The organism is Paenibacillus sp. P2(2022), from assembly GCF_029522175.1.
Taxonomy (GTDB): domain Bacteria; phylum Bacillota; class Bacilli; order Paenibacillales; family Paenibacillaceae; genus Paenibacillus; species Paenibacillus polymyxa.
The window spans coordinates 299,615-312,848 of record NZ_JAKWFI010000004.1 but is presented as its reverse complement, the minus strand read 5'-3'; the positions used below and the strand labels follow the sequence as shown (position 1 = coordinate 312,848).

Genomic DNA, 13,234 nt, shown 5'->3' with positions numbered 1-13,234 from the left:
AAAGGTGAATGGGGGACAAAGTATGAGCAAGATTACATTTCTGGGTGCAGGCAGTACGGTATTTGCTAAAAATGTACTTGGCGATTGTATGTTGACACCTGCTTTGCAGGGTTTTGAACTGGCATTGTTCGATATTGATCCCGTTAGGCTGAAGGATTCGGAGAATATTTTATCCAATTTGAAAAAAACAACGGGGAGTACCTGTGTGATCCGCTCTTACACTGATCGGAAGGAAGCACTGCGTGGAGCAGCCTATGTAGTAAATGCCATTCAGGTGGGGGGCTATGATCCGTGTACGATTACGGATTTTGAGACTCCTAAAAAATACGGTCTGCGCCAAACGATTGCCGATACGGTCGGCATTGGCGGCATTTTCCGCAATTTAAGAACGATTCCGGTGATGCTCGATTTTGCAGCAGACGTGCGCGAAGTATGCCCGGATGCACTGTTCCTCAACTATACAAATCCGATGGCTGTGTTGACGAATGTAATGAACGTACACGGCGGTGTCCGGACAGTAGGGCTGTGTCATAGCGTACAGGCGTGTATACCGGAGTTGTTCAAAAGTCTTGGACTGGAGCAGGCAGGGGTAAAGGCGAAAATTGCAGGTATCAATCATATGGCATGGCTGCTCGAAGTGAGCAAGGACGGGGTGGATTTGTATCCTGAGATTAAAAAGCGGGCTGCCGCCAAGCAGCAGGAAAAGCATCATGATATGGTGCGCTTTGAAATGATGCTGAAATTCGGCTATTACATTACGGAATCGTCCGAGCATAACGCAGAGTATCATCCGTATTTTATCAAACGGACATATCCAGAGCTGATTGAACGGTTCAATATTCCTTTGGATGAATATCCGCGCCGCTGCGTGAGCCAGATTGAACGCTGGGAGACGATGCGTGAAGAACTTTTGGGCAATCAGGATCTGCGCCATGAACGGTCGAACGAATATGCTTCTTATATATTTGAGGCAATTGAAACCAATCAGCCTTTTGCCATTGGCGGTAATGTGATGAATACAGGCTTGATTACCAATTTGCCGAAGGAAGCCTGTGTGGAGGTGCCCTGCCTGGTGAATCGTAATGGGGTTACGCCGACCTTTGTGGGTGACTTGCCGCCCCAATGTGCTGCACTGAACCGAACGAATATCAACACCCAACTATTAACGATTGAAGCTGCGATTACGGGGAAAAAAGAACATATTTATCACGCCGCCATGCTGGACCCGCACACTTCAGCTGAGTTATCCATGGATGATATCGTTTCTCTGTGTGACGACCTGATTGCAGCGCACGGGACATGGCTTCCCGCTTATGTGTAAGGGAGGCCAATGAATGGGGGGCAGAGGGCGTCAAAAGTTTGCCGGGATTCCTACGATCCGTGGGAAATTTATCGTATTGACGCTGGTACTGACCGTCATTCCGATGGTAGTGCTGACCTTTACCTTTTACCGGATTGCGGCCCATTCTCTTGGTGAGAAGTCAGAAGCACTGGCAATGCAGTCCCGGCAAATGAGTGAAAATTACGTTAATGCGACACTCTCCGATTTGAATGATCTAACCAACGCCATTCTCAGCAATCCTGATGTGCAGTCCACACTGGAGACCAAGCCAGAAGATGATTATGAATACTTGCGGAACGACGAAACACTCAGCATGGTCGTTCGTACGCAAACCCAGACCAAGCCGTATATCACGTCCTCGCTCATCTATGCCGCCAATGGCGGACTCAAGCATTCTCTCTATCAAGGGAATGTTTCGGTCCGTTTTGGCGGCCTTCCTACATTAAAGGAAGCACGTGTGTACTACCGCCGTCTGCTCGCCGAGCAACCTATGATGTGGATGGCTCATCCGCCGTTTGAATCAGGGCGCGGGATGGCGGAGGATCGTATTTACGTTGGAAAGCTGCTGCGAAAAACGACTGGAGATTATGAGCCGCTTGGATTTTTGCTGTTGGAAATCGACAAGGCCAGTCTGTTTCGTGGGCTTGCTTTTCATGAAACAGACAGCAATACCCAGATGTGGGTGCTCGATCAGGAGGGCGAGCCTGTATACCGATTGCCGGAGCAGAGCATTGCGGACCCATCGCTATTGCGACAAATCGCCAAATCTGCTGTGGATAGACCCGTGCTTACGAAGGACTGGAGAACATGGAACGGCCGCCAGACGATGATTTCCTACGGACCGTTAAACGAGGGACAATGGACACTCCTACAAAAAGTCGATCAGTCCGTGTTATTCGAGGATGCGCGACAAATTGGGGCCTGGACCATCTGGACCTTTTTGATTGCACTGGTGTTGGGCTGGATGCTGTCTTATCGGCTAAGTGATACAATTCGTCGCCCCTTGCTTCAATTGAGCCGATTAATGGCAGTGGATGGGAGTGTGACCACCACGGCCTCAGCCCAAGCTCCTGAAGCTCCTGCTTCCGTTGTATTTAACCCTAAGGATGAGGTAGGGCAGATCGGGGAGCGATTTCTTCATATGATGCAAAAAAATCATGAGCTGTACGGGCAAGTATACGAAGCGTTGCTGTCGCGCAAACAGGCCGAGTTTCGCGCGCTTCAGGCGCAGATTAATCCGCATTTTCTGTACAACACACTGGAGTCACTGAAGGGAATGGCGCTGGCGAATGGGCAGCGGGATATGGCAGAGGTGATTGGTGCCTTCGGTAAATGCTTTCGCATTTCGCTAAGTTATGGTCGAGAGCAAATCAGTTTGGGACAGGAAGTCGAGCATGTAAGCGCCTATGTAAAGGTACAGCAGTTTAGGTTTCGGAATTCGTTCGAGTGGATATGCGAAGTCGAGGAGGATATTTGCGGGTTTTACGTACCCAAGCTGATTCTCCAGCCACTCGTTGAAAATGCCATTTACCACGGTTTGAAAGGGCGTACCGACCGCGGCTATATTATGTTATCCGGTGCGAGGGAAGGCGATGCTTTGCGTTTAACGGTCAGTGATGATGGGGGCGGTATTGGAGCCGAGCGTCTGGACGATATTCGGAAATCGCTAGATGCCGAGCGGGGGAGTGCGATTGGCTTTGGACTCCGCAATGTACATGAACGTCTTCGGCATTATGGTCCCCAATATGGTCTGTCTGTGACAACCGAGTTGGGTCAGTACACCTCGGTTACCTTACTGGCACCCATTCGAACCGAATAAGAAAGGGGAGATGGCATGTACCGGCTGCTGATTGTAGACGACGAATATCATATTCGGGAAGGACTGAGGCTGATGGTGGCGGAAAGTGGCCTGTCAGTGGAAGTCAATGATATGGCGGAGAACGGCGCAACGGCATTACGGTTGTATACAGAGCGGCGACCGGACATGATTTTACTGGATATTAATTTACCGGATATGAGTGGGCTGGACATAGCCAAAACCATTCGGGAAAAGGATCAGCAGACCCCGCTGTTATTCCTGACAGGGTACGAATCCATGACGTATATTCGTCAGGCCGTTTCGCTTCAAGCGGTTGATTATTTACTCAAGCCAGTGACAAGCGAAGACTTTGAAGCGGCTCTGAGACGGGCTGAGGATCGCATTGCGCAATGGCGTAGAAGCGAGGAGGAAGCTATTCACCGTCATCGTTCATTGGAGCCATTGTACAGGGAGCACTTGCTGCTGGATCTGCTCCAGCAGCGGCGCCCCGCAGCGGAGGTCGTTCAGGAGATGGACGGGCTGGGATTTTTCGGCGAGACGAGCAGACCGCCTTATACTGTGCTGTGCTGTGAGCTGGAGGAGGCCTCGCAGCAGGTAGCATCCGCTCCTAGCGAGTCGCAGAGTTCCACCAATAAGAGCACGCATGTATTCGCCGAGTTGGCTTGGGAGGCTGCGGCAGCAGCCGGTACGAAGGCGCATGGTGCGGCGGTTTCCCGTGATCGGCGTGTTGTACTGCTGGCGGCGGCATCTTGCAGGGCAGCGGAGCAGACGGCCCGGCAGATTCGTCAGGCGGTGCAGGAACGATTGAGCCAGGGGATGTCCATCGGGATTAGCCGTCCCGTACAACGGATGGAGCAGCTTCCTGAAGCATATGAGGAAGCAGTACAGGCTGTGGAGCATCGGGGGTGGGTGGGCTATAGCCAGATCATCCCCTTCGAGAGCATTCAGGCGGCTGAGCCGAACAGTAGTCATTTGCTGGAGAAGGAACTGCTCATGATTACAGAAATTCGTGCTGGCAATGATGCTGCCGTACATGCGATTTTGCAGGAATGGTCTGGACAATTAGCGGGCTTGCCCGTCAATCAGGTGAAAATGATCGTCACTCAGCTTGTTCTGTTCGTTATGCGTATTGTTCAGAGCGATGCATCCGAAGGACAAACATCCATACAGCAGCAAGACCCATTATTGGAACTGTCCCGATTGCGGCACGGACCTGAGATGATTGATTATGTATCACGCTATTTTGTCCGGGTGGGTCGCCAAGTGCGGGAATCGCGCGAAAAGGGGATTCCGCGCAAATTCCAACGGGCCAAGGAATGGATTCGTGAGCACCTTCAGGAGGATGGGGGATTGAACCGTCTTGCAGCGTACATGAATATGAGTCCCAAATATTTGAGTGCCCGTTTTAAGCAGGTTACAGGTGAAAGCTTCGCTGAGTATCAGACGCGTGTGCGCTTCGAGCGAGCCCGGGAACTACTGTTGGACCCGAATCGCAAGGTAGCAGAGGTGGCGGAGGCTGTGGGCTTCGCAGATACGAACTATTTTAGTATTGCCTTTAAAAAGCATACCGGATTAACGCCAACGGAATTCCGCAAAACATTTTTGTAAACGCGCTGTTAAAAAAATCATACCAAAACAAAGAGAGTCTGGAGTCGTTAGGTGGTCGGCTTCGGGCTCTCAGCGCATAATAGGCTTGTAAGGAGAAACCAGTTCAGGAAGGGGCCGGTTGATTTGCGAAAACGAAGGTTACGGACATGGATGGCTCTGGTGATGACGGCGATGCTGACAGGGCTGACGGCGTGCAGTGGTAGCGCTGGCGAACCGGCTAATCCCAATGCGGTCGAACTCAAGTTTATGTACTGGGGGAGCAATGACGAGAAGCAGGCGATGGAAAAGATGATTCAAAGCTTTAATGCATCCCATCCGAACATTCGGGTGAAGGGCGAGCATGTTCCTGGTGACTACACCACGAAAATTAACACTTTAATGGCTGCCAATCAGCTTCCTGATATCGCCTACCTGGGCGATTCGCTCACGATGAAATGGGCAAGTGAAGGCAGACTCCTAGATTTATCCTCCTATTATAACGAATATCCCGAATTAAAAAACAAACTCAAATCCTCCTATCTTTACAGCGAACCCGGCAAGTCTATCGGTAATTACACTGCTTTGGAAGTGATGCAGCTATTTTATAACAAGGAGTTGTTTACAGAAGCAGGGGTACCCGTTCCTCCGGCTGATCCTGAAAAAGCGTGGACATGGGATGAATTTCTAGAGATTGCCAAAAAGTTGACCAAGGATCAGAATGGCAAGCATCCGGGAGACAGCGGATTTGATCCCAAAAATATTGTGCAATACGGCTTTGCCTTTGGCAACGACCGTAGCTCCTGGGGGCCGCTCTTAGCAAGCAATGGCGGAGGTTTAACCGACAAAACAGGCAAGAAGTATACTCTGAACCGCCCTGAGTCGGTAGAGGTGTTTCAGAAGCTGCAAGATCTGGTTTTCAAGGAGCATGTTTCTCCTGATTTGATCCAACAGCAGGACATGCCGTCCAATACGATTCGGCTCCAGACCAAAAAGGTGGCTATGGTGGTAGACGGAACATGGTCCCTGCTCGATTTTTCAAACAACAAGCAGCTGCAATGGAGTATCGGCGTTTTGCCGAAGCTTAAAGAGCCCAAAACGATGATCGTTGCGGGGGCCACAGTTATTTTCCAGAGCACCAAGCACCCGAAAGAAGCGCTCGAATTTTATTTGTACCATAACAATCCTGAAAAGGTGGATCTGTTCAAGTCCGGTCTGTGGATGCCTATCGAAGAAAAATATTATACCGACGAGCAGGCCATCCAGTCGTGGACGAATAATGCCGCACATCCACCGGAATTTCAGCAGGCTGGCATTGAGTATGCCAGAGATTATGCGATCAAGCCGTCAACTTCGACTCTTCGCAACTGGCCTGATATTGGTTCCAAGCTGACCCCAGGGCTGGATCTAATCTGGACGAACAAGAAGACGCCGCAGCAGGCGCTGGATGAACTGGAACCCATTATTCAGCCACTACTTCAAGGAGTGTATCCGGATGAATAATGCGGCAGGACAGCTGCGAAAGGAGAACGGCCCATGAAGCGACCAAAATCAGGAATGATGCGCATGGAGCGAAACTGGGGTCTGCTATTCGCGCTGCCTGCCATCCTGGGATTAATGATATTTACGATTGGACCGATTGTGGCATCGTTCGTATTCAGCTTGACCGATTGGACGATTGGTGGACAGATGACCTTTATTGGATTGGATAATTACCGAACCATTTTGACCGAGGATACTACCTTTTCCCAATCCATGTTCGTGACCACGTATTATGCACTGGGCAGCGTACCTCTAGGCTTGGCGGCAGCTTTTATCATTGCACTGCTATTAAATCAAAAGGTAAAAGGTTTGTCGGTGTTCCGCACGATTTATTATTTGCCTACCATTGTGCCGAGTATTGCCAACACGATGCTGTGGCTGTGGATGTTCAATCCTGATTTTGGTCTGTTGAATTCACTGCTGGAGAGTGTTGGCCTGCCGGGGAGCAAATGGATTTATGACGAGAATACTGCAATACCCTCGCTGATCATGATGAGCACCTGGGGGATCGGGAATACGGTCATTATCTTTTTGGCGGGACTTCAGTCGGTTCCCACCCATCTGTATGAAGCAGCTGAGGTAGACGGCGGCAATAGACTGCATAAATTTTTCCATATTACGATTCCCTCGATGACACCAACCATCTTCTTCAATTTGGTTATGTCTTTAATTAGCACCTTTCAGGCATTCAATCAGGCGTATGTCATGACAAACGGGGGACCTAACAATTCAACCCTGTTCTATGTGTTCTACCTGTGGCGCACAGCCTTTACGGAGACCAAAATCGGCTACGCCTCAGCGCTGGCCTGGATCTTATTTTTCGTCATTATGGTCCTAACTGTTCTGATTTTCTCCACGTCCAAAAAGTGGGTTCACTATGAAGGGGGGGAACGTTCATGAATCAGGTTACTTCTTCTGTCAAACCTTCAGACACACCGCAACATCCACTTCCACAGCCTGAACGCTCCCGAAGTCCTGCTACCGCCGCCCGTTCCAAACCATTCCAAATCAGTCGCATCGTACTGTATATCGTTTTAATGATAGGCAGTGTTTTAATGTTGTTGCCATTTGTATGGCTCATTCGTAGCTCTCTGATGGGAACATCGCAAATTTTCGTATTCCCGCCAGAGTGGATACCCTCTCCTTTTCAATGGAGCAATTACCCAGAAGCGCTGACTTCGGTACCGTTCGGCAGGTATTTTCTGAATACGTTCATCATTGAGGTTTGTGTGCTGGCAGGAGTAATGATGACCTCGATTGTGGCGGCGTTTACCTTTGCCCGCCTGCGCTGGCCTGGACGTAATCTGATTTTTTCTCTGCTGATCGGATCGATGATGCTGCCTTATGCGGTGACGCTCATACCTACTTTCGTCATGTGGCGTGAACTGGGCGGGTTGAATACATTTCTGCCGCTGATTGTTCCTGCATGGTTTGGTGGAGGGGCGTTCAACATCTTTCTGATGCGACAATTTATGCTGACGATTCCGCGCGATCTGGACGAAGCCGCTTATATGGATGGAGGTACACCGCTAACTGTATTATGGCGCGTCATTATTCCTTTATCTTCGCCTGCATTGATCGTGATCGGGATATTTACCTTTATTGATGTGTGGAACGACTTTTTGGGCCCGATTATTTATTTGAGTGACGAAAAGCATTTTACACTGGCGCTGGGGCTGGCGACTTTTCGGGGATTGAACAATACCAATTGGCCTTACCTGATGGCGGCATCCAGCACGATTTTGGCTCCGATCGTCCTGATATTTTTTATCGGACAACGTTATTTTATTGAAGGCATCACACTGACAGGGATTAAAGGCTAAAAAGGAGGCTGATGTAGCTTTGGATAAACCCAACGGTTCAGCAAAACGATTACAGGGTGTTCCAGGCAGACTGGCTCGGTTACGCTCGGAATTCCCGGCTCTAGGGATAGATGCACTACTTATTACACATGGACCCAATCGACGATATATGACCGGATTTACAGGCTCCGCCGGAATTGCGCTCGTTACGCAGGAAGAGGCTTTGTTGGTGACGGATTTCCGCTATATGTTGCAGGCAACAGATCAGGCAGCTGAATATTCAGTTATTCGGCATGAGGCACAAATCTTCCAGACCATCGCTGACCTCACAAGTAAATTGGGTGTTCGTAGACTGGGTCTAGAGAGTCGGCATGTCTCACTTCAACAGTCAGGACAGCTTCAAGCCGCACTAGGATCGTTGGAGTATGTGTACACGGAAGATGTAATTGAACGGCTGCGTGACGTGAAGGACGAGGAAGAGATTCACACCATCCGTGAAGCTGCGCGCATTACCGATGCCGCCTTTACGGAAGTGCTGAATTATATTCAGCCTGGAGTTACAGAGCGGCGGATTGCGGCGGAACTGGAATATCAGCTCCGGCTCGCAGGCGCGGAATCAGGCGGTTTTGCGTTCATTGTTGCTTCAGGTGAACGCTCGGCACTGCCCCACGGACTGGCCAGTGACAAGGAAATTGGTCAGAACGAGTTTGTCACGATGGATTTTGGCGCAAATGTGCGTGGTTATCTGTCTGATATTACGCGTACCGTATTCGTTGGAAATCCATCAGAACGGCACGAGGAACTGTATGCTATTGTGCTGGAAGCGAATATGACGACGATTGCAGGACTTCGCCCTGGCATGAGCGGTCGGGAGGGGGACCGTCTGGGGCGGGATGTGATTGCCTCCTATGGCTATGGAGAACAGTTTGGTCACGGATTGGGCCACAGCTTTGGCTTGGAGATTCATGAGCAGGTGCGGCTGTCCCGTGAGAGCCAATCTGTGCTTGTACCGGGACATGTCATTACCGTGGAACCGGGGGTTTATATTCCGGGCTTCGGCGGAGTTCGGATTGAGGACGATGTACTGATCACAGATGACGGTGCCAAGGTGCTGACTGCCTCGCCCAAGGAGCTGCTTTTGTTATAAAACGCAGTGGCGTTATAGGTAACTATCCATAGTTTTAAAATCATCCCAAAAAACGAGATGGAGGGATCAAATGAACACGCGTAAAAGGAAAACCAAAGTATGGCTGATCACACTGGCAACTTCTCTCATCGTGGCTTTGACACCAGTTCTTCCGGCTCAACAGGCTTATGCCGAGGCAGAATCGGATGTAAAAGTCATCGACATCTTTAGCCGGACGGTGAACGACTATGGTATAGATCTGGTCGATTGGCAAGGGTATCTGGCGAACCCATATGTGAAGCTAAAAGTGAAGCCGCCTGCCAATGCCGCTTTTCCGTTAACCGTTACGTTAAAAGCGCAAGGCACATCCCGACTGATGATGGATTTGCCAAGTACGCTGTCGGCGCAAGGAGCAAGCAAAACGCTGACCTTTGCCAATGCACAGGAGGAGAAGGATTTCCGGCTGGCCATTCATCCTGACCGGATTGGAGGAAACGGTGAAATAGAGAACTATACATTGTCTATGTCCGTTGCCGAAAATAACGGCCACACAACCACTCAGTCTATTCCGATTCGTGTGCTGGATCAGGACGATAATGAAGAACCCACAATCCCCCTCCATTTTGACTACAGATTCGATACGATCAAGCCTTATTTCAATGACGCGGCTACCAAAAAAGCCGCAGAGCTGGCAGTGAAGGACTGGTTCTATTTCTTTGATCTGAAGCCATTTGATGAGATTCCTGCCAATGCGGAAGTAAACCATCTGCCAGGAGATGATTGGCAAAATGAAATACAGGTGACGAATAACAAACCCTACAAAGGCATGTGGGTATTTATGAGAGGGCTAAATGGGCCGTATTCTACGGGCTTTCCGGCAGCGAATGGCAATTATCATACACGTAACGGTGTGACCGTCCCAGGGAACTTAAACCGTTCCTATAGTCTGATCCTGGATTTCTATGATGATGCCATTCCATTCACATCGGTGGACGATGAAGAATGGTATCAATCCGATCTGTCCAAGGTGACAGATGTGCACGGGCTGATCATGCACGAATTCGGTCATGCAATTGTGTTCAGCGACACGTTCCCAGGCGTCAAGGCGCTGAAGGAAGCGGCTGGCAATGACCCGGATATTATGGCCTATCAGCACAGACCGGCTGCATTGGACGACAGCTATCATCTCTCTGGAGAGCTTGCAGAGGTCGATAGATTGAGCGGACAAAATGGAGGCTGGCGCCATCTATTCCCAACCCGGCGCTGGATGAACACGAAGCTTTCGCTGCTTGTAGCAGAAAAGGCAGGCTGGCCGCTGCGCAAGGACCTGACTCCTTTCCTCGCGCCAGAAATCATGACAAAGCAACTGCCAGCACCCGTCAAAGGAAAGACATACACGGCCAAGCTGGAAGCCAAGGGAGGCGTACCATTTTACGATTGGACGGTGACCGGCGGTCAACTGCCCACAGGCTTTACACTGGACCGCTTTACAGGAACGATTAGCGGAAAAGCAGACAGCGGAGCAGCCAACAAGACGTATACGTTCACCATACAGCTGCGGGATTATGACGAGCTGAGCAAGCCTGTCACACAAACCTTTACGCTCAAGCTGTAATGAATGCCCCCAAGAGGTGGCTGTCCCGAATGTCTTGACTGAACTTGGATGGGGCTGAATGACTATAAAGCAACTTGCCAAAATAGAGCTTTGGGGCAAGCCGCCGGATTGTTTTCCATTCATATGGAAACGGTTGAAGGGAGGGAAAACGAATGAAACACGATGCGGCGGATCTGGTCATTGTAGGCGGTGGAATCATCGGTACAGCCATCGCTTATTATGCAGCTAAATCTGGTATGAAGGTCGTGCTGGCTGAACGAGGGGAAATTGCTGGAGGTACTTCTTCCCGATGTGATGGAAATATATTGGCAATCGACAAAGAGCCCGGCTTTGACAGTCGGATGTCACTGTTATCACAGAAGCTGGTGGCAGAGCTGGCTAAGGAACTGGAAGATGAATTTGAGTATCGTGCGCCTGGAAGTATTCTGGTCTGTGAAAACGACCAGGAGATGCAGGCCGCAGAGCAGTGGGTCACCCGCCAGCAGCAGGAAGGGCTTCCGTTTCGCATGCTGGATCAGCAGGATTTGCAAGAGGAATGGCCGTATCTAGCCAAAGATTTGCCGGGCGGACTGGAGTGTGCGACAGATTCTACTGTAAATCCGGTGCAGATGACGTATGCCCTGGCCAGGGCCGCGCGTCGGATGGGAGCCAGGCTATTGCCGCGCATGCCGATACAGTCGGTTCTCAAGGACGAAAGGGGGAACGCCTGCGGAGTGGAGACGCCAAACGGCGTGATCCATGCTGATGCAGTAGTGTTGGCCGCAGGTGTATGGACACGCAGCATCGGTCATTCGCTAGGTTTGGACCTTCCGATTATACCGCGCAAAGGACATATACTGGTGTCTGCCCGAATGCCTTCGATCGGAAACCGCAAGGTGATGGAGTTCGGTTATCTGATGAGCAAGTTCGGAGGTCAGCGGAGTGTAGATGAGGTTTATGAAAAATACGGTGTAGCGCTGGTATTTGAGCCCACCGCATCCCAGAACATTTTGATTGGCAGCAGCCGTCAGTTTGTCGGTATGGATACAGGAGTTGATCAGCAGGTGATTCGCTTAATCGCCCGCAGAGCCATTCGCTTCTTTCCTGCCTTGGCCAATGTGCCGCTGATGAGGGCGTATACGGGTTTGCGTCCATGGACCCCTGATCATTTGCCCATCATATCCGCAGTGGATGAAGTACCGGGGCTATTTATCGCTTCAGGCCATGAAGGAGATGGTATTAGCCTGGCGGCGGTTACAGGTAAGCTGGTGACCGAAATGGTACGCGGCGAACCCACTTGTATTCCGGTAGAGCCGCTGCGTTATGACCGATTCGGAGAGGCTTTTACCAGCCACGATATTCACGGGGAGGTAACTGGATGAGTGCAGCGGGCAGAATTACTACGATTGATACTCATACGGGAGGCAATCCGACGCGGACAGTCATCCACGGCGCGCCTAAGCTGGTAGGGTATACCATGCTGGAAAAGATGACTTATATGGCAGCGCACCATGATGATTTTCGCCGTCTGCTGATGTTTGAGCCGCGTGGTCATGAGGTGATGTCAGGCTGCATTTTAACAGAGCCTTGTCATCCAGCTGCAGATATGGGTGTGGTCTTTATAGAAACAGGCGGCTATTTGCCGATGTGTGGTCACGATACGATTGGCGTCTGCACGGCACTGGTGGAAGGTGGCCTGATTGCTGCGGATAAAAAATCTATATTGCTGGACACTCCGGCAGGCCCGGTTCAAGTACGGCTGGATATAGATGAGGGCAAGGTGAAACAAGTAACGTTCACCAATATTCCTTCCTTTGTGTACCGCCGTGAGGTGGAGGTTCAGGTAGAGGACATCGGTCGAGTTACTCTTGATATTGCCTATGGAGGAAACTTTTACGGCATTATAGAGGCGGCCTCCTTCGGTCTTGTCCTGGATCAGAGCAATGGAGCAAAAATTGTACGAACAGCGGTACAGATTCGGGAGGCAGTGAATGCTGCTGTTGAGGTAGTACATCCTGAAAATCCGGTTATTCAAGGATTGACGCATATTGAATTTTACGGAGAACCCGTGGCTTCACAGGCCGATTGTCGCAATGTTGTCGTCATTCCGCCAGGCGGTATCGATCGCTCCCCTTGTGGCACAGGAACCTCGGCCAAGGTAGCGGTGCTGCACGCCAAGGGAAAGCTGGGCTTGCACGAGCCGTTTGTGCATGAAAGCATCACAGGCTCCATGTTTCGGGCTGAAATTGTGGGCGAGACGCAGGTAGGTCCTTATCCGGCCGTGATTCCGCAAATTACAGGCTCGGCTTGGGTGACGGGACATCATCAATTTGTGCTGGACCCTGACGACCCGCTGAGAGAGGGATTTTTGCTGATGTGAGCTTTTTGCATCATTTAAATAAGTAAATAAAAATGGGAGAGGGTA

The 13,234-nt window shown here is 50.5% G+C and carries 10 protein-coding genes; all 10 read left to right on the top strand.

What is annotated here, in order from left to right; genetic code table 11:
- Positions 1 to 22: 22 nt before the first annotated feature.
- The 10 genes from melA (at position 23) to MMB75_RS15795 (ending at position 13,189) form a co-directional block, all read left to right on the top strand.
- Entirely contained in the window at positions 23 to 1,321 is a 1,299-nt protein-coding gene (gene melA / locus MMB75_RS15840; protein ID WP_045244146.1) for an alpha-glucosidase/alpha-galactosidase, read from the top strand.
- A 13-nt stretch (positions 1,322 to 1,334) separates the two neighbouring features.
- Positions 1,335 to 3,161 (top strand): sensor histidine kinase, encoded by a 1,827-nt coding sequence (locus MMB75_RS15835; protein WP_045244145.1) that lies wholly within the window; start codon positions 1,335 to 1,337, stop codon positions 3,159 to 3,161.
- 15 nt (positions 3,162 to 3,176) lie between these two features.
- On the top strand, positions 3,177 to 4,769 hold the full coding sequence (locus MMB75_RS15830) for a response regulator (RefSeq protein WP_045244144.1): 1,593 nt from the start codon (positions 3,177 to 3,179) through the stop codon (positions 4,767 to 4,769).
- Between the two features lie 123 nt (positions 4,770 to 4,892).
- Positions 4,893 to 6,248, top strand: coding sequence for an ABC transporter substrate-binding protein (locus MMB75_RS15825; RefSeq protein ID WP_230681850.1), 1,356 nt, complete (start codon positions 4,893 to 4,895; stop codon positions 6,246 to 6,248).
- A gap of 33 nt (positions 6,249 to 6,281) precedes the next feature.
- Positions 6,282 to 7,187, top strand: coding sequence for a carbohydrate ABC transporter permease (locus tag MMB75_RS15820; RefSeq protein WP_017426328.1), 906 nt, complete (start codon positions 6,282 to 6,284; stop codon positions 7,185 to 7,187).
- Positions 7,184 to 8,110, top strand: a complete 927-nt coding sequence (locus tag MMB75_RS15815; protein ID WP_031462993.1) for a carbohydrate ABC transporter permease — start codon at positions 7,184 to 7,186, stop codon at positions 8,108 to 8,110. The genes MMB75_RS15820 and MMB75_RS15815 overlap by 4 nt, the downstream gene beginning before the upstream one ends.
- Before the next feature lie 19 nt (positions 8,111 to 8,129).
- Entirely contained in the window at positions 8,130 to 9,236 is a 1,107-nt protein-coding gene (locus MMB75_RS15810) for a M24 family metallopeptidase (protein ID WP_031462994.1), read from the top strand.
- A gap of 70 nt (positions 9,237 to 9,306) precedes the next feature.
- Positions 9,307 to 10,830 (top strand): Ig domain-containing protein, encoded by a 1,524-nt coding sequence (locus MMB75_RS15805; protein WP_031462995.1) that lies wholly within the window; start codon positions 9,307 to 9,309, stop codon positions 10,828 to 10,830.
- A 152-nt stretch (positions 10,831 to 10,982) separates the two neighbouring features.
- Positions 10,983 to 12,191: an NAD(P)/FAD-dependent oxidoreductase gene (locus MMB75_RS15800; RefSeq protein WP_031462996.1), complete on the top strand. Its 1,209-nt coding sequence runs from the start codon at positions 10,983 to 10,985 to the stop codon at positions 12,189 to 12,191.
- Entirely contained in the window at positions 12,188 to 13,189 is a 1,002-nt protein-coding gene (locus tag MMB75_RS15795) for a proline racemase family protein (protein WP_031462997.1), read from the top strand. The genes MMB75_RS15800 and MMB75_RS15795 overlap by 4 nt, the downstream gene beginning before the upstream one ends.
- The last annotated feature ends 45 nt before the right edge of the window (positions 13,190 to 13,234 follow it).

Excerpts from the sequence above, each read along its gene's own strand:
- melA (WP_045244146.1), top strand. The coding sequence starts at position 23 with ATGAGCAAGATTACATTTCTGGGTGCAGGCAGTACGGTATTTGCTAAA.
- MMB75_RS15835 (WP_045244145.1), top strand. The coding sequence starts at position 1,335 with ATGGGGGGCAGAGGGCGTCAAAAGTTTGCCGGGATTCCTACGATCCGT.
- MMB75_RS15830 (WP_045244144.1), top strand. The coding sequence starts at position 3,177 with ATGTACCGGCTGCTGATTGTAGACGACGAATATCATATTCGGGAAGGA.
- MMB75_RS15820 (WP_017426328.1), top strand. The coding sequence starts at position 6,282 with ATGAAGCGACCAAAATCAGGAATGATGCGCATGGAGCGAAACTGGGGT.
- MMB75_RS15815 (WP_031462993.1), top strand. The coding sequence starts at position 7,184 with ATGAATCAGGTTACTTCTTCTGTCAAACCTTCAGACACACCGCAACAT.
- MMB75_RS15805 (WP_031462995.1), top strand. The coding sequence starts at position 9,307 with ATGAACACGCGTAAAAGGAAAACCAAAGTATGGCTGATCACACTGGCA.
- MMB75_RS15800 (WP_031462996.1), top strand. The coding sequence starts at position 10,983 with ATGAAACACGATGCGGCGGATCTGGTCATTGTAGGCGGTGGAATCATC.
- MMB75_RS15795 (WP_031462997.1), top strand. The coding sequence starts at position 12,188 with ATGAGTGCAGCGGGCAGAATTACTACGATTGATACTCATACGGGAGGC.